This window comes from Flavobacterium urocaniciphilum, assembly GCF_900110615.1.
GTDB classification, from domain to species: Bacteria; Bacteroidota; Bacteroidia; order Flavobacteriales; family Flavobacteriaceae; genus Flavobacterium; species Flavobacterium urocaniciphilum.
Map to the genome: position 1 here is coordinate 118681 of NZ_FOEI01000003.1, position 17871 is coordinate 136551.

18 protein-coding genes are annotated in these 17871 nt (G+C 31.1%); 11 read left to right on the plus strand and 7 right to left on the minus strand.

All coding sequences use genetic code 11. The features are described from left to right. Nucleotides 1-181: 181 nt before the first annotated feature. Nucleotides 182-1555, minus strand: coding sequence for an oxygen-dependent tRNA uridine(34) hydroxylase TrhO (gene trhO / locus BMY86_RS07320; RefSeq protein WP_091467103.1), 1374 nt, complete (start codon nt 1553-1555; stop codon nt 182-184). A gap of 159 nt (nt 1556-1714) precedes the next feature. On the opposite strand from trhO, the gene recA reads away from it, so the two are divergent. The 4 genes from recA (at nt 1715) to BMY86_RS07340 (ending at nt 5545) form a co-directional block, all read left to right on the plus strand. After that, on the plus strand, nt 1715-2719 hold the full coding sequence (gene recA / locus BMY86_RS07325; RefSeq protein ID WP_091467105.1) for a recombinase RecA: 1005 nt from the start codon (nt 1715-1717) through the stop codon (nt 2717-2719). 92 nt (nt 2720-2811) lie between these two features. Beyond that, nucleotides 2812-3222, plus strand: coding sequence for a calpain family cysteine peptidase (locus BMY86_RS07330; RefSeq protein ID WP_091467108.1), 411 nt, complete (start codon nt 2812-2814; stop codon nt 3220-3222). A 13-nt stretch (nt 3223-3235) separates the two neighbouring features. Then, a complete protein-coding gene (locus BMY86_RS07335) occupies nt 3236-3775 on the plus strand; it encodes an RNA polymerase sigma factor (RefSeq protein WP_091467111.1) in 540 nt (179 codons plus the stop codon). 57 nt (nt 3776-3832) lie between these two features. Further along, a complete protein-coding gene (locus BMY86_RS07340) occupies nt 3833-5545 on the plus strand; it encodes a hypothetical protein (RefSeq protein WP_091467113.1) in 1713 nt (570 codons plus the stop codon). A gap of 97 nt (nt 5546-5642) precedes the next feature. Here the strand turns inward: BMY86_RS07340 and BMY86_RS07345 are convergent, their stop codons facing one another. Beyond that, entirely contained in the window at nt 5643-6380 is a 738-nt protein-coding gene (locus BMY86_RS07345) for a lysophospholipid acyltransferase family protein (RefSeq protein ID WP_091467116.1), read from the minus strand. A gap of 229 nt (nt 6381-6609) precedes the next feature. Here BMY86_RS07345 and trpS point away from each other — a divergent pair, with 229 nt between their 5' ends. Next, entirely contained in the window at nt 6610-7581 is a 972-nt protein-coding gene (gene trpS / locus BMY86_RS07350; RefSeq protein ID WP_091467118.1) for a tryptophan--tRNA ligase, read from the plus strand. Nucleotides 7582-7617: 36 nt separating this feature from the next. Here trpS and dprA read toward each other — a convergent pair whose 3' ends face one another. Beyond that, nucleotides 7618-8739 carry a DNA-processing protein DprA gene (dprA, locus tag BMY86_RS07355; protein WP_091467120.1) on the minus strand — a complete coding sequence of 374 codons (1122 nt, stop codon included), beginning with the start codon at nt 8737-8739 and terminating at the stop codon, nt 7618-7620. A gap of 139 nt (nt 8740-8878) precedes the next feature. Between dprA and BMY86_RS07360 the strand changes: the two genes are divergently transcribed. The 3 genes from BMY86_RS07360 to BMY86_RS07370 all read left to right on the plus strand — a co-directional run bounded on the left by BMY86_RS07360 (nt 8879) and on the right by BMY86_RS07370 (nt 11513). Then, nucleotides 8879-9871, plus strand: a complete 993-nt coding sequence (locus BMY86_RS07360; protein ID WP_091467122.1) for an HU domain-containing protein — start codon at nt 8879-8881, stop codon at nt 9869-9871. Nucleotides 9872-9935: 64 nt separating this feature from the next. Beyond that, nucleotides 9936-10448 carry an acyl-CoA thioesterase gene (locus BMY86_RS07365; protein ID WP_091467124.1) on the plus strand — a complete coding sequence of 171 codons (513 nt, stop codon included), beginning with the start codon at nt 9936-9938 and terminating at the stop codon, nt 10446-10448. A 12-nt stretch (nt 10449-10460) separates the two neighbouring features. After that, entirely contained in the window at nt 10461-11513 is a 1053-nt protein-coding gene (locus BMY86_RS07370) for a ferredoxin--NADP reductase (RefSeq protein ID WP_091467126.1), read from the plus strand. A 27-nt stretch (nt 11514-11540) separates the two neighbouring features. Here BMY86_RS07370 and BMY86_RS07375 read toward each other — a convergent pair whose 3' ends face one another. Together BMY86_RS07375 and BMY86_RS07380 are read right to left on the minus strand one after the other, a co-directional pair. After that, nucleotides 11541-12572 (minus strand): glycosyltransferase family 9 protein, encoded by a 1032-nt coding sequence (locus tag BMY86_RS07375; RefSeq protein WP_091467128.1) that lies wholly within the window; start codon nt 12570-12572, stop codon nt 11541-11543. After that, a complete protein-coding gene (locus BMY86_RS07380; RefSeq protein WP_091467130.1) occupies nt 12573-13178 on the minus strand; it encodes a DUF4254 domain-containing protein in 606 nt (201 codons plus the stop codon). Between the two features lie 69 nt (nt 13179-13247). Between BMY86_RS07380 and upp the strand changes: the two genes are divergently transcribed. After that, nucleotides 13248-13901 carry a uracil phosphoribosyltransferase gene (upp, locus tag BMY86_RS07385; protein WP_091467133.1) on the plus strand — a complete coding sequence of 218 codons (654 nt, stop codon included), beginning with the start codon at nt 13248-13250 and terminating at the stop codon, nt 13899-13901. On the opposite strand, the gene BMY86_RS07390 is transcribed toward upp, so the two are convergent. Continuing rightward, nucleotides 13896-14822 (minus strand): DUF6427 family protein, encoded by a 927-nt coding sequence (locus BMY86_RS07390; RefSeq protein WP_091467136.1) that lies wholly within the window; start codon nt 14820-14822, stop codon nt 13896-13898. The two genes, upp and BMY86_RS07390, sit on opposite strands and share 6 nt — an antisense overlap. 45 nt (nt 14823-14867) lie before the next feature. On the opposite strand from BMY86_RS07390, the gene BMY86_RS07395 reads away from it, so the two are divergent. After that, nucleotides 14868-15098 carry a DUF6341 family protein gene (locus BMY86_RS07395; protein WP_091467138.1) on the plus strand — a complete coding sequence of 77 codons (231 nt, stop codon included), beginning with the start codon at nt 14868-14870 and terminating at the stop codon, nt 15096-15098. A 17-nt stretch (nt 15099-15115) separates the two neighbouring features. On the opposite strand, the gene purD is transcribed toward BMY86_RS07395, so the two are convergent. Next, on the minus strand, nt 15116-16387 hold the full coding sequence (gene purD / locus BMY86_RS07400; protein WP_091467492.1) for a phosphoribosylamine--glycine ligase: 1272 nt from the start codon (nt 16385-16387) through the stop codon (nt 15116-15118). A gap of 140 nt (nt 16388-16527) precedes the next feature. Between purD and BMY86_RS07405 the strand changes: the two genes are divergently transcribed. Next, nucleotides 16528-17838 carry an acyl-CoA synthetase family protein gene (locus BMY86_RS07405; RefSeq protein WP_091467141.1) on the plus strand — a complete coding sequence of 437 codons (1311 nt, stop codon included), beginning with the start codon at nt 16528-16530 and terminating at the stop codon, nt 17836-17838. The last annotated feature ends 33 nt before the right edge of the window (nt 17839-17871 follow it).

Consider the following 17871-nt stretch of genomic DNA (forward strand, 5'->3'; position numbering starts at 1 on the left):
GGCCAATTGTAAAATCACGGCTGCTTTTTTTAGATTTTCTGTACAAAAACAACGCAAATTTAAAAAAAACAAAATTAATTTTTGAAATAATTGTAGTTTTATTTTTACAAAAAAAATTACTAAATAAAAAAACCTGTTACATCATAAAATGTAACAGGTTCATAATTAGTTTTTTTTAAAATTATAATCTATAAATTTTATCTGAAAGTCGGATTCTAAAAGGCACCGCAAAAGTAACTTTATCACCAACATTTGCTACTGCACTTTCCTGACCGTTTACAAACATTTTTTCAATTGTAAGTTTTTCTTCTCCTGTAGTTGGACCAACAATTAAAACCGTATCATTTACTTTTAATTCTTGTTTTTCAATTAAAAACTGAGCAATACTCGACTTTGTAAAATAATGTTCTGCTTTTCCAAGTAATGTTTTTTTAATTTTAATTTTTTGTCTGATTTGAATCGGTTTTTCACTAATCATTTCAGCCGGACTCGCTTTTGCTAAAGCCACATCAGACAATTCACCTGAGTGTTTGAATTTTAGGTTTTCCGATTTTCCTTTTCTAAAAATCATGTTGCCATTTTTCACACCACGACGCAATTTTACTTGCTCTACCAACGGCATGTGAATAATTTCCTGACAAGCTGTAGAACAACAATTTTCCATAGTTGCTTTACATTCATCACATTGAATGAATAATAAATGACAACCTTCGTTTTCACAATTGGTATGATTATCACAAGGTTTACCGCATTGGTGACATTGAGAAATAATATCGTCAGTAATACGTTCACCTAAACGATGATCGAATACGAAGTTTTTTCCAATAAATTTACTTTCTAAACCTTCTTCTTTAATTTGTTTAGCATAGTTGATAATACCACCTTCTAATTGAAAAACATTTTTAAAACCTTGGTGTTTGAAGAATGCAGAAGCTTTTTCGCAACGAATTCCACCCGTACAATACATAACCAAGTTTTTATCTTCTTTAAAATCTTTTAATTGTTCGTTGATAATGGGTAAACTTTCTCGGAATGTTTCTACATCTGGAGTTATAGCTCCTTTAAAATGTCCGATTTCACTTTCGTAATGATTTCTAAAATCAACAACAATAGTATTCGGATCTTCTAAAATATCATTAAATTCTTTTGCTTTTAAGTGTACACCAATATTTGTAACATCAAAGGTTTCATCATTTAATCCATCAGCAACAATTTTGTCTCTAACTTTAACCGTTAGTTTTAAGAAAGAATGATCGTCGTGTTCTACTGCTACATTCAAACGAATCCCTTTCATAAAATCATAAGCTTCTAACGTATCGCGAAAAGCTTCAAAATTATGTGCTGGAACCGACATTTGAGCATTAATACCTTCGTGAGCTACATAGGTTCTACCCAAAGCTCCAAGCTGGTCCCAAACTAGGAATAAATCGTTTCTAAATTGTTGTGGATTTTCAATTTTGGCGTACGCATAAAAAGAAAGAGTAAGTCTGTTTTCTCCAGCCTCATCAATAAGTTGTGCTCTTTCCTCTGCGCTTAAAGTGTTATACAGTTGCATGCTATAAACGTTTAAGTGAGATAAATATTTTAACGAACTCTAAATGGAAGAATTCGCGGCAAAGGTAAAAATATTTTTTAATTATCTAAAAATTAGAAACATATTAACAATGTTTGTACCGATAAAAAAAAACTGTATTTTTACGAAAAATTAAATATTATGAGCACGGAAAAAGAAGCAAAATTAAAAGCCTTACAACTTACATTAGACAAATTAGACAAAACTTACGGTAAAGGAACTGTAATGAAAATGGGAGATTCTGCTGTTGAAGAAGTAGAAGTGATCTCTTCAGGTTCATTAGGAGTAGATATCGCATTAGGAGTAAATGGTTATCCAAAAGGAAGAATCATCGAAATATACGGGCCAGAATCTTCTGGTAAAACAACCTTAACATTACATGCTATTGCTGAAACACAAAAAGCAGGTGGAATTGCAGCCTTTATTGATGCTGAACATGCATTCGACCGTTTTTATGCTGAGAAATTAGGAATCGACATCGATAACTTAATTATTTCTCAACCAGATAATGGAGAGCAAGCCTTAGAAATTGCTGAAAGTTTAATTCGTTCTGGAGCTGTTGATATTGTAGTAATTGACTCAGTTGCTGCTTTAACTCCGAAAAGTGAAATTGAAGGTGATATGGGAGATAGCAAAATGGGATTACATGCCCGTTTGATGTCACAAGCATTGAGAAAATTAACAGGAACAATTCATAAAACAAAGTGTACAGTATTTTTCATCAACCAGTTGAGAGATAAAATTGGTGTAATGTTTGGAAGTCCAGAAACTACAACTGGAGGTAATGCACTTAAGTTTTATGCATCTGTGCGTTTAGACATCAGACGTTCTTCTCAAATTAAAGACGGAGAAAATGTTATTGGAAACAGAACCAAAGTTAAAATCGTAAAAAACAAAGTGGCGCCACCATTTAAAACAGCTGAATTCGACATCATGTATGGAGAAGGTGTTTCTAAAGTAGGTGAAATTTTAGATTTAGCGGTTGATTTTGAAATTATTAAGAAAAGTGGATCTTGGTTTAGTTATGGTGAAACAAAATTAGGACAAGGACGTGATTCTGTTAAACAATTGATCAAAGATAATCCAGAATTAATGGATGAATTAGAAGTTAAAATAAAAGCGTTTTTAAAAGAACAAGAAGCATAAAAATTAAAAATCATCCAATTGGATGATTTTTTTTTGAAACTGACGCAACCTTTTTGTAATTTATGCATCTAATAATATAAACCCTAAATGAAATGAAAAAATTAATTGCCTTATTTAGTATGATTTTTATTATTACTTCATGTTCATTAGAAAGTAATAATCAGAATATTTATTATGAATTATTGCCTGTAGATTCGTATGTAATGCCAGCAGAATTTCATGTAAATACAGAAAATTTAATTGTAGTTAAATTTAAAAGACCAACAACTTGTCATGCATTTGATCATTTTTATTATGAATTAGATGATTTCACAAGAACGGTAGCAATACAAAGTATTGTAATAGAAGGAAATAGTGGATGTACAGCTTTGACAAATGAAATAGCAGAACAAACTTTAAGGTTTAAGCCTACTGAAACAGGTACTTATACTTTTAAATTTTGGAAAGGAAAAGATTCAAATGGACAAAATCTTTTTGAAGAAGTTGTAATTGATGTTATATAATAACGCGCATTAAATGATTGAAAAACTTCTACATGAATGCAAAAAAAATGATACTCGAGCTCAAGAACAGCTATATAAATTATTAGCTCCAAAGTTGTTTTCGGTTTGTTTAAAGTATTCAAGAAGTCATGAAGAAGCACAAGATAATTTTCAAGAAAGTTTTTTAATCATTTTTGAAAAATTACATCAATTTAAATCAGAAGGTTCTTTTGAAGGATGGGCAAAAAGATTAGTAATTAATTACATCTTACAACAATACCGAAAAAAAGGAACTTTTTTAGAAATCATTTCAGATAACATTCCGGATGTGGATGATGTTGAAATTGAAGATGAAAATGTAAGTATGGATTACTTATTAAACATCATACAAGAACTACCCGACCGATATCGTTTAGTTTTTAATTTGTATGTGGTTGATGGGTATTCGCACAAAGAAATTGCAAACATGCTTGATATAACTGATGGTACTTCGAAATCTAATTTAGCTCGTGCCAAAATGATTTTAAAGGAAAAAATTCAGAAACAAAATACAATGCTTTCAAAAACAAAATAAAATCGCAAGTAAAAAAGCGATACGTTTTGTTACCGCTTAAAAATATTTTTTAAACTAATGAAAGAAAATAAAAACATAGAACGATTATTTCAAGAAAAATTTAAAGATTTTGAAGTTACACCACCTGATTTTATGTGGGACAACATTCAAGAGAAATTAAATCCAGAAAAGAAAAAAAGAAGAGTTATTCCATTTTGGTTTAAAGCCAGTGGTATTGCGGCTTCTTTTGTGGCTTTATTTTCAGTGCTTTATTTTAATTCTGATTTATCTCGTTCAAATAATAATTCAAGTACATTCAATACAAACGGATTGGAACAAAATTCCAATTCTGTTTCTACCACAATTGAAAAAGAAAACGCTTCTACCAATAATAAAGAAGCAAATAATACTGATGACAAAACATTCGAAAATCATAATAATAATGCAACTGTTTCGAATAGTACAACTGAATCTCATTCAAATTTAACATCTGAATCTGGTAATAAAATGACAACTCGTTCCGGATCAAATACAACGAGTAGAAATTCGAATACAAGTACCATAATATCAAAAAATACGATTTCTAATTCTTATAAAAACAATTCTGCTATTACTCATAATTCTAGAAAAAGTATCAAAACTAATTCTAAGAAAAACTTTAGTAATGGAACTACAGATTTTGCTTTAGCTTCTAACAATAATTCAATAAAAAATAAAAAGGCAAAAACTTTAAATTCGAAATCTAAAAAACAATCGAATACAAACACAGAATTCCAATTTGATTCGTCTAATGCTGTATTAGCACAAAACAATCAAAATCCAATCAAAACTGGAAATCAAAATCAAAATCAAAAATCTAGCATAGATTTCGATATAAATAACAACAATAATTCTGCAATAATAAACCCAAACAACAGTATAATTTCTAACGAAAATAACAATGCTGTTGCAACAATTATTGGAGAACCAAAAACAGATTCTATAGTACTTGCAACGGTACAAACTGAGGAAAATCCTCTGGAAAAATTGCTACGTGAAAAAGAGTCAAATAAAGTTGCTAAAGAAAAAGAAGATTTTAGTAAATGGGCAGTAAATAGTTTTATTTCGCCTGTTTACTTTAATTCTTTTTCGGAAGGTTCTCCATTATCTCAAGAATTTGCGTCAAATAGTAAAACATATAATAACACAACTAGTTATGGTGTGGGATTATCGTATCAATTGAGTAAAAAATTAGCGATTAAAACAGGTATTGGAAATTTAAATTTAGATTACAGTACTAACGATGTGCTTTTTTATTCGAGCTATGAAGATCAAACAGGAAAATCGGATACTAATATCGAAAGAAACCGAAACGGAAAATATTTAGTGTTGCAAAACCAGCTTGAAAAAACAGTAAACATTGAAGAAGAAATTATTGCTTCTGGGCAAAATTCGGGAAGTTTAAATCAGCAAATACAATATGTGGAAGTTCCGATGGAATTATCATATGCTTTACTTGATAAGAAATTTGGTATTGCCGTAAAAGGCGGAATGAGTACTTTATTTTTAACAAAAAATAGTGTAGCCATTGAAACGGACAATCGATTTATGGAAATTGGAAAAGCTTCTAATTTAAATTCGGTTCATTTTAGTAGCAACTTAGGTTTAGGGTTTAGTTATAATTTCTTGAAAAATTTTCAAGCAAATGTAGAGCCAACCTTAAAATATCAAATCAATACCTTTAATGAAAATGCGGGTAATTTTAAACCTTATGTGATAGGAATAAATACAGGTATTAGTTATAAATTTTAGAGTTAGTTTGGTTAATAAATTTAGTTAAGATGTTTCAACTCTTATGCCTCAAGATTGAAACTGGAAAAGCGTCTTTTAAAAGAGACGCTTTTTTATTTTAACTATTATTTTCTAAATCGGTTAAGATTATTTTACGAACCTCCGCTTTTATTTTATTTTTATCTTCTAAAGTATGACCAATAGTTTCAATTTGAGGATGAATTTTAGCTCTCATTTTTCCAGGTGATCCACTAAAAAAAGTATACGAAAAGCGTTCTTTATTATCGAAAAAGGTCATGGGTATAATTGGAATCTGATGTTCTATCGCAATTCTGAAAGCACCATCTTTAAACTCATCTAAAAGTATACTTTCATCCGGCACACCGCCTTCTGGAAAAATACAAATACTTAACCCTTGATGCAATCTTTTTTGCGCTCTTTCAAAAACAGCATATCGGCTTTTACTATTGCTTCTGTCTACCAATATACAAACTCGCTTATATATGAATCCGAAAATCGGAATTTTAACCAATTCTTTTTTTCCCACAAACACAAACGGATGGTTTTTAACAGCAATTAACATCAACATAATATCCGTCATTGAAGTATGATTGGCAACCAACATGTAACTTTTACCGTCTTCAAAATTTTCACAACCTTCAATTGAATATCGAAAACCCATTCCAATCAAAATGAATTTTGCCCATAATCGTGCAATCTTAAAAAACAATGGATACGTTTTTTCACTCATTATCGTAACAAAAATCAAGGGAAACAAAACGATAATTGGTGTTAAAAGTAAAAGGTAAAACCAAATTCTATACAGTAACCAAAACGGGTATTTAAATACTTTCATTTATCTTCTTTAGAAACACAAATATAGCATTTCATAAGAAAATTACACCCGCTTTCCGTTATATCTATTGCAAATTGCTTTTTTAGTAGCAATTTGTAATAGGATACCACTGCAATCGGGGTTATAAATCACATACTACTTTTAACTGAAAACCGCTACTGAATACTTTTTACTACGCTCTTTTTACTTTTTACTTAAAAAACCTACATTTGCAAAAAACATTTATATCATGTCGAAAATACTAACCGGAATTCAAAGTACTGGAACACCCCATTTAGGAAATTTATTAGGAGCTATTGTTCCTGCTATCAAAATGGCAAATAATCCTGAAAATGAGTCGTTTTTATTTATTGCCGATTTGCATTCTATTACACAAATTAAAAATGGCGAAGAACTAAGACAAAACACTTATAGTGTGGCGGCAACTTGGTTGGCTTTCGGATTAGACACAAGTAAAGTTGTTTTTTACCGTCAGAGCGATGTCACACAAACTACCGAATTAACTTGGTATTTAAGTTGTTTCTTCCCCTATCAACGACTAACGTTGGCGCATTCTTTTAAAGATAAAGCCGATCGTTTAGAAGATGTAAATACCGGATTATTTACCTACCCAATGTTAATGGCTGCGGATATTTTATTATATGATGCAGAATTTGTTCCGGTTGGAAAAGACCAAAAACAACACGTTGAATTTACAAGAGATGTTGCGGCAAAATTTAACAATCAAATGGGTGAAACGTTTGTACTACCAGATGCTAAAATTGATGAAACGGTAATGATTATTCCCGGAACGGATGGTCAGAAAATGAGTAAGTCTCGTAATAATTTCATCAATATCTTTTTAGACGATAAAGCATTATTAAAACAAATTAAGAGCATCGAAACAGATAGTACACCTTTAGAAGAACCTAAAAATCCGGATACTTGTAATGTTTTTGCTTTATATAAATTAATTGGAAATACAGAACAAGTAGCCGATTTAAGAGCTAAATATTTAGCAGGAAATTACGGTTACGGTCATGCTAAACAAGCGTTGTATGATTTAATTGCGGAAACGTATAAAGTAGAAAGAGAAAAATATAACTACTACATCAATAATTTAGAAGAAGTAGATCGATTACTATTTGAAGGTGCTGCAAAAGCTGGTAAAGTAGCGGATGGTGTCTTAAAAAGAGTAAGAGAAAAATTAGGGTTTATGTAAAACCCGTTAAAGCCGACTTGAAGTCGGCTTTTTTTATTACACCGCTTCAAACAACTTTCCAGGTAACGGTCGAACCACACCTTTTAATTCCATGTTCAATAAAATGGAAGAAATTTTAAAAATCGGAAAATCGCATTCCAAAGCAATGATATCAAGTAATTCTTTATCTTTCAATAAGAGATAATCATAAATTTTTTGCTCCTCTTCCGTTAAGGAAACAAATAATTGTTTTTGAATTACCTTTTTGTCATTGCGTGATTTCGAAGCAATCTCATCCAAATCCCAATTTAAAATATACACCAAATCGGCTGCATCATTTAATAAATGAGCTCGCTGTGTTTTAATCAAATTATTGCAACCCATACTATACTTATCGGTAATTCTACCAGGAACTGCAAATACATCTCTATTATAATCATTAGCTAAATTGGCGGTTATTAATGAACCACCTTTTTCTGCACTTTCAATCACAATAGTAGCTTCGCACATTCCGGCCACAATCCGATTTCGTTTTACAAAATTTTCTCTATCCGGATTGGAAGTACTCCAAAATTCGGTCATAAAACCACCATTTTGTTCCATTTTGGCAATATATTTTTTGTGTGTTTTCGGATAAATCTGATTCAAACCGTGTGCTAAAACACCAATCGTTTGCAAGTTATTTTCCATGGCTGCCTGATGCGCCACAATATCTACACCATAAGCAAAACCACTTACAATAACCGGATTTAAAGGTGCTAAATCTGTAATTAGTTTTTTGGTAAATTCAATTCCGTAAGGCGTAATTTGTCGGGTGCCAACGATACTTATTATTTTTCGATTTTTTAAATTAATAGTTCCCGATTGAAATAATATAAGCGGACTATCCACACAATGTTTCAAACGCTCAGGATAAGTATCCTCTAAATAATAAGCATACGAAATTTGTTCTTTTTCCATAAACCGAATTTCGTTTTCGGCTAATTTAAAAACGGTAGGATCTTTTAATTTTTTAAAGAGAATTTCGCCAACTCCATCAATCGATAATAAGGTTTTTTTATTCGATTGAAAAACGGCAGAAGCAGAACCACAATGGTTTATTAATTTTTTGGCAACAACATCACCAATTCCTTCCACTTTTAAAAGTGCGAGTGCGTGAAATAATTCAGTATGTAACATGGCGTATAAAATATGCCGCAAATATATATTTTTTTTGCTAATTCCTTTGTTTTGAATAGATAATACATTTGTTTGAAATTGTTAATAAAAATTGTTGATAAAATTTTGTTTTTACTATTGAATAATTAATTTTGCTAGTATGAAGATAGAGAAATACATTTCGGGTTTATTGTACAGATATCAGTGTGTTACGGTTCCAGGATTTGGTGCGTTTTTAACAGAATGGCAGTCGGCACAGATTGCTGAAGGGCAAAATTCATTCATTCCGCCAAGAAAAGTTATTTCTTTTAATTCAAACATTAAAACAAATGATGGTTTATTAGCCAATCATATTTCGTTACAAGAAAAAATAAGCTACGATAGTGCTATTGCAAAAATCAATTCTCAAGTTGTTTTTTGGATTGAAAAACTTCAAAATAAAGAAAGTTTAACACTTGAAAATATTGGTGAAATTTTTTCAAATTCTGAAAACAATTGGGTGTTTAAACCGAATACTTCGATCAATTATTTAACTGATTCTTTCGGATTAGCTGGTTTCAATTCTCCAGAAATAATTAGAGAAACACAAACAGTTGTTGCTGAAACTCCAATTGCAATTTCTCAACCAGTTGTAGAAAATGAAATTGTTGAAGAAGAAGTAATTGCAGAGGAAACTCCAGTTATTCCAATTACTAGAAACAAACCAAATACAAGTTGGATAAAATATGCGGCAGCAGTTACATTATTTACTTCAGCAGGAATGTATGGTTATAAAATGTATTACGATTACACTATAGATCAGAAAACCGTTTTAGTTCAAAAAACCGTTCAAGAAAAAGTAAATCAAAAATTACAAGAAGCTACATTTATTTTGCCAAATCCAGCTACAACAGTTGATTTGACATTAGAAGAAGTACAACATGTTACAAAGCCTTATCATGTAGTGGCAGGTGCTTATAGAAGTGAGCAAAATGCTCAAAAAGCTTTAAAAGATTTAATTTCTCAAGGTTATGACGCTCAAGTTTTAGCTAAAAACAAAAAAGGATTAATTCCGGTTGCTTTTGGAAGCTATACCAACTTAAGAGAAGCACAAAACGAATTAGCAAAAATAGAAGCAAAAGATTCCATCGATGCTTGGTTATTGATAGATTAATCCCAATTTTGGGATTTTTTTATGCGTTGTTTTTAAATCTGTTATTATCTTTGTAAAAAAAACAATGCAAAACAAATTTCCTTCAGATTCAGTAACGGTTCTTACCGATTTAGTTTTACCTGGTGAAACAAATCCTCTTAACAATCTTTTTGGTGGCGAATTATTAGCTCGTATGGATAGAGCGGCAAGTATTACGGCTCGTCGTCATTCTCGTAGAATTTGTGTAACCGCTTCTGTAAATCATGTTGCGTTTAACAAATCAATTCCTTTAGGAAGCGTTGTAACTGTAGAAGCAAAAGTGTCTAGAACATTTTCTACTTCTATGGAAATTTATATTGATGTTTGGATTGAAGATAGAGAATCTGGTATTAAAGTAAAAGCTAATGAAGGTATTTACACATTTGTTGCTGTTGATGAAATGGGAACACCAATGCCAGTTCCGCCAATTGAACCTCAAACGGATTTAGAAAAACAACGTTTTGATGCTGCGTTAAGAAGAAAACAATTGAGTTTGGTTTTAGCTGGAAAAATGAAACCATCTGAAGCAACAGAATTAAAAGCATTGTTTACCACTTAAAAAATAATACATATGGATTTTTATAAATTAGCCATTAAAGAAATTAAAAGAGAAACTAAAAATGCGGTTTCTATCGTTTTTAATATTCCAGAAGAATTAAAAGCCGTTTATCAATTTATTGCCGGACAATATGTTACTTTAAAACTGACTTTAGACGGGAAAGAAATCCGTAGAGCCTATTCTATTTGTTCTTCTCCAAAAAGTGGAGAAATGCGTATCGCCGTTAAAGAGGTAAAAGAAGGAACTTTTTCAAAATTTGCGAATAATAATTTAGCTGTTGGCGATTTATTAGACGTAAGTAAACCAGAAGGTAAATTTACTTTTGAAGGTAAGCACGATCATCAAAGAAATTATACTGCATTTGCTGCAGGAAGTGGAATAACGCCTGTTTTATCTATTGCAAAAAGCGTTTTAGAAGAAGAGCCAAACAGTACATTCGTATTAGTGTATGGAAATAAAACGGAAGCTGATACTATTTTTCATGACGAATTACACGCGCTTCAATTGAAAAACTTAGGTAGATTTTTTGTGCATTTTGTATACAGTCAAGCTAATGTTTCAGGTGAATTATTTGGAAGAATTGACAAATCTGTTGTAAATGCTATTCTTAAAAATAAACATGCTGATAAAACATTTTCTAAATTCTACTTATGTGGACCAGAAGAAATGATTAAAGTTGTTTCGGCTACATTAACTGAAAACAATATTGCTGATAAAGATATTAAATTTGAATTATTCGGAACATCTCCAACTACAGATAACCAAGCTGCTGCGGGACAAAATGGTCACTCAAATATTTCTATTACGGTTGATTCTGATGAAGTTACTTTTGAAATGAGTCAGAAACAAACCATTTTAGAAGCAGCGCTTAAACAAGGTTTAGATGTACCTTATTCTTGTCAAGGTGGAATTTGTAGTAGTTGTATTTGCCGTATTACTGAAGGAAGTGCGGTAATGAATAAGAACCAAATTTTAACAGATAACGAAGTGGCAGAAGGATTGGTTTTAGCATGTCAGGCAGTTCCAACAACTTCTGAAATTAAAGTTGATTTTGATAATATTTAATATAATATTCAATAATTAAAAAAGGAGCTAATTAAGCTCCTTTTTTATTTTATCTATAATCGTAATTGGTAAAATACTTCGCATTGCATTTTCATACCCAGCTACTTTTTTATTTCCATATACTGAAGTCGGTAAAAATGGATATTGTTCTCTATCGGAAGTAATGCAATAATCGTCCGGCTGGTTAAACGGTTTAAATCCCGCAAATGGATGTGTAGCGCCCCAAAGCGTAATAACTTTTACGCCTAACATAGCGGCAATGTGCGCATTACCTGAATCCATCGATAACATCAAATTTAAATTAGAAATTAAATCTAATTCTTGTTGAAACTCAATTTTTCCAGCAATTACAATCACATTTTCATGATTACTTTTAAATTGATTTAGTTTTTTAATTTCTGCTTCGCCACCACCAAATAAAAAGATTTTGAATTTCGAATCTGTTACTAAAGCATCAATTACTTCTTGCATCAAATCTAACGGATACACTTTACTTTCGTATTGTGCAAAAGGTGCAATACCAATCCATTTTCCTTCTTTATTTCCAGTAATCGAAAGAATTTCATCTGACAAATTGGCTTTTTGAGAAAATTTTGGTTGATTTAATTGTATTGAAAAACCTAATTTTTGAAACGTATCTCCATGTCTTTCAAACATTGATTTTGTTGGAGCAATTGTCTTGATTTCTAACTTCGTTAATTCTTTTTTATCTTTTCTTCCTTTGTCTGTTGCAGCAACTTTTTTACCTGAAAGAGCAAATAAAGTTCGTACGACTTTCGAACGCAAAACATTATGTAAGTCGGCAACAACATCAATATTTAGTTTTCGTAAATCGAAAAACAAACGCAACAATCCTAAAAAACCTTTATGTCGTTCTTTAAGATCAATGGCAAAAAAAGAAACGTTATCAATATCCTTAAAAAAGGGTTTAAAAAAAGGCCGAGATACTACCGTGATTTTATGCTCTGGATATTGTAAAGAAAAAGCTTTCAACACTGGAACTGTCATTGCGACATCACCCATTGCTGAAAGCCTGAAAACTAAAATGTGTTTAGACATTTATTTTTTATTTTGATACAACACAGGATTTAAATCCTCGTCGTTATACATTTTCATTTGTTTATACACTTTCATGTATTTATCACCTTTTTCAATGTCTTCAATTAATTGACTAATTGAAACGAACATATCATTTTTTTGATCTAATAATACGTTTAGTTTTTCCTGACATTTAGCACGGTGTTCTGGGGTTGCTTCTTCACGAGTTGCTTCTTCGTTCATGTGGTAAATTTTCAATGCTAAAATTGACAATCTATCAATTGCCCAAGCTGGACTTTCAGTATTGATTTTAGCATTTGGTTTTACTTGAACATGCGCATATTTTTGTAAAAAATAACTATCGATATATTCAACCATATCTGTTCTAACTTGGTTTGAAGCATCAATTTTACGTTTTAAATCTAACGCAGCTACTGGGTCAATATTCGGATCACGAACAATGTCTTCATAATGCCATTGTACCGTATCCACCCAATTTTTTGCATATAATAAATGTTCTACTGAACCTTTTTCATATGGGTTTAATACAGGTTGATACACATCATCAATAACATGATAGTCTTTTATACTTTGTTCAAAAATAGGAAAAGCAAATTCTGCAAACATAGTTTTTAATTTAATTTACAAAAATAAGGATTTTTTGTACTTTTAACGACAATTTTCAAATTATCTTAAATGAACATACATTATATCTCCGAACAAAACAGTATTCTGAATCATTTTCTTGCACAAATTAGAGATGTTTCAGTTCAAAAAGACAGTATGCGTTTCAGAAAAAACATTGAGCGTATTGGAGAAATTATGGCGTATGAATTAAGTAAAGAGTTGACGTATAAAAACATTGATGTTCAAACACCATTAGGAATTAAACATACAACTGCTATTGCGGAAAACATCGTTTTATGTTCTATTTTAAGAGCTGGTTTGGCTTTACATCAAGGATTTATGAACTTTTTTGATGATGCTGAAAACGGTTTTGTTTCTGCTTACAGACATCATTATAAAAACGACGATGATTTTGAAATTTTGGTTGAATATAAAGCAACTCCAACTTTTACTGATAAAACCTTAATTATGATTGATCCTATGTTAGCAACAGGACAGTCGTTAGTTGCCGTTTTAAATAAATTATTAGAAGATCATAATCCTAAGGAAATTCACATTGCTGTGGTTATTGCGGTTCCGGAAGGAATACAATATTTAAAAGACCATTTGCCATCAAATTGTCATTTATGGGTGGCAGCCTTAGACGATAAGCTAAACGAGAAAAACTACATCCTACCTGGTTTAGGAGATGCTGGTGATTTAGCGTACGGTAATAAATTATAATTGCGCAAAAAAGAAGAAAAACCCTAATCCGACTAATAAATAAAGAGAAACTTCTTTATAAATATTATCTTCAAATTTTTCGAACATATTTGCTCCTAAAATAGATAAAGGTGCAAAAGAATAGATAAGCAAATCATTCGATTTATTAGCAGAAAAGATATATATTCCAACGGCTAAAATAAACGAAAAATAAATTTGTTTATACGACGATTGCATGTTTAAGGGTTTGTTTTGATAATCTATGGTTTGTGAGGAAAAAAACAAAACAGATAATGAAACAAACGAAGCTAACGCCATGTTTTGAAACACATTGTCGAAGGCAAAGAAGTTAAAACTTACATTAAATATTGCGTTGTTTACCGTATAGTTATCATACAAAACCAAACTGGCAAAAATGTATAAAATCCACACACATAAAAACGAAACAAAAGGTAAAATCCAGTTTTTATAATCTTTACCCGAGTGGAAAATTATCGAAATAAATACCAAAACGATATATAAAATGCTCCAAAAATGAAATATTGCCGATAAGAAAATCCAAAAAGAAGCATCGAATATTTTTTCTTTTGGAGAATTCAAAGTTTTTAATGAAATTAATCTTCTCAACGCTAACAATAAAAACACATTTGACAATACAATATTCGTATTATCGAGTATTGTTGGAAACAAAAGAACAAAAACGAAGAATAAAAGCAACGAATAATTGTCGTTTTTCGTTAAGGAATTTTTAAGTGAGATGAAGTTTATTAAAAAAAACGAGAACAAAATTAAGAGTAAAACGATACCTTTTTGGAATAGAAAATGTAGTGTAAATGCCTCATTATTAACATTAAATTGATATAAAAAGAAGCAAAAAACTATCAATACTAAAATTATTGCGTAATTAATTGGTCGGGTTTTACTAAAAAGACTTGCTATCATCGATATATTTTATATTTTTGTAGTGGTAAATATAATAATAAAAAAATGAAAGCATTTTTTGAAGCAATACAATTTTTATTCGTTGATGTATTATTTCTTCCTATGGATTTATTCAGAAGATGGGAATTAACGAACTGGTGGGGAGCAAATATTGTTAACTGGATTTTTATTATCGTTTGTTGTTATTGGACAGTATACTGGACAAAACAATTAGCAATTTTCAAGAAGTCTGGTGAAGACGAGCAAGATACAACAGCTCATTCATTCTTAGGATAAAAAAAGAAAAGGTTCGATTATAAATCGAACCCTATATCTTTTCTACAATACATCTTATCAAATTTTAGATTTTCTATTGTTTGATAAGATTTTTTTGTGGCTTCTTGGAAGTCGTTACCGTATGAAGTAACGGCTAATACTCTTCCACCATTTGAAAGTATTTTTCCGTTTTCTTCTTTTGTTCCAGCATGGAAAACCAAAGATTCTGTTGGATTATTTAATCCTGTTATTTCTTTACCTTTTTCAAATTCTTCAGGATAACCTCCAGAAACTACTACAATTGTAGCGGCCGTTCTTTCGTCTAATTCTAAGTTGAAATCTCCTAATTGTTCTGTTGCTACCGATTGAAATAGCGCTACTAAATCACTTTTAATTCTTGGTAAAACCACTTCAGTTTCAGGGTCACCCATTCTTACATTGTATTCAATAACAAAAGGGTTATCACCTACTTTTATCAAACCAATAAATACAAAACCTTTGTATTCAATGTTGTCGTTTTTCAATCCGTTAATCGTAGGAATTACAATGCGCTCTTCGATTTTTTGCATTAAAGCTGCATCTGCAAATGGTACTGGAGAAATAGCTCCCATTCCACCTGTATTCAACCCTTTATCACCTTCACCAATACGTTTGTAATCTTTTGCAGTTGGTAAAATTTTATAGTTTTTTCCGTCTGTTAAAACAAAACAACTTAATTCGATACCATCTAAAAATTCTTCAATAACAACTTTTGCACTTGCTGAACCAAATTTCGCATCGACTAACATCGCTTTTAATTCATCTTTCGCATCTTGAAGATTGTCTAAAATCACAACTCCTTTTCCAGCTGCTAAACCATCAGCTTTTAGTACATACGGAGGTGAAAGTGTTTCTAAAAACGCATATCCTTTTTCAACCGTTTCAGAAGTAAAACTCTCATATTTTGCAGTTGGAATATTGTTTTTAACTAAAAATTCTTTGGCAAATTCTTTACTTCCTTCTAATTGAGCACCAGTTTTAGAAGGTCCGATTACAGGAATATTAGAAATTTGTGCGTCGTTTTTGAAAAAATCATACACCCCATTTACTAAAGGATCTTCTGGACCAACTACTACCATTTCAATAGCATTGTCTAATACAAATTGTTTAACCGTTTCGAAATCATTTGGATTCATCGCTACATTAGTAGCAATTTGAGCAGTTCCAGCATTTCCTGGCGCTACAAAAAGTTGTGAGCAAAGTGAGCTTTGAGTCATTTTCCAAGCAAAAGCATGTTCTCTTCCGCCCGAACCTAAAAGTAAAATGTTCATATTGTGTGTTGTTTGTTTGCCCTTCGACAAGCTCAGGGTGAATTGTTGGCACAAAAATAGTTTCTTTTACTTGGAAAAAAAAGTAAGTCTTTATTAGATTATAAAAATAGGTTTGTTATTTTTGAATAAATTCAGAAAACGTGTTCAACTTATTTAATTTAACGCTTAAAATTAATGGTTTCCCCATGAAGGAAGCTCAGGTTGAATTTGAAAAAAATCTACAAATATCTGATTCTGAATATCATAAATTCATCGAAGAAAAAAGAAAGGAAATTGTACAGTTTCATATAGAAAACAATCCTTTTTACAATAATTTAGTTGGAAATGCTGATTTTTTCGATTGGAATAAATTACCTATTCTTACGAAAAAAAACTTGCAAGTCCCTTTACAAGAAAGACTATCGAAAGGATTTGAAAAGAATATTTACATCAACAAAACTTCGGGTTCTAGTGGCGACCCATTTATTTTTGCGAAAGATAAATTTTCACACGCTCTAACTTGGTATTCCAACATTTACCGATTTGGTTGGTTTGGAATTGACTTTAATAAATCGTATCAAGCTCGATTTTACGGTATTCCTTTAGACAAGTTTGGTTATTATAAAGAACGCTTTAAAGATTTTTTAGCGAAGCGTTATCGTTTTCCAATTTTCGATTTGTCGGATGTGGTTTTAGAAGATATATTGAAGAAATTTCAAGGTACAAAATTTGATTACATCAATGGATACACAAGTTCTGTAGTGCTTTTTGCAAAATTTTTACAATCGAAAAATATCGTTTTAAAAGACGTTTGTCCGACGTTGAAAGTTTGTATGGTAACATCGGAAATGTTGTTTGATGATGATAAAATCTTACTCGAAAAATATTTAGGAGTTCCGATTGTCAATGAATACGGTGCTTCCGAATTGGATTTATTAGCTTTTCAGAATCCGAATGGCGAATGGCAAGTGAATAGCGAAACTTTATTCATAGAAATTTTAGATGAAAATAATCAACCGGTTCCCAATGGTACTTCTGGGAAAGTGGTAGTGACTTCCTTATATAACCAAGCGCATCCATTTATTAGATATGAAATTGGAGACATTGGAATTTTAGACGAAAAAAGCACTTGGAAAAAACCTATTTTAAAACAATTAATTGGTAGAACGAATGATATTGCTGTATTGCCGAGTGGGAAAAAATCGCCTGGTTTAACGTTTTATTACGTTACAAAAAGCATTATTGAGGACGATGGAAATGTGAAAGAATTCGTTATCAAACAAACGCAATTAGATTGTTTTGAAATTGATTACGTGAGTGAAAAAGAATTGACCTCTGCACAAATAGAAGAAATTCAAAAAGCGATTGATTTGTATTTGGAACCCAATTTGAAATTTACGTATACAAGAAAAGAATTTTTAACGAGAAGTAATCGTGGAAAGTTGAAGCAATTTACTTCGTTATTGAAATAGCCTCACCCCAACCCTCACCAAAGGAAAGGGAGC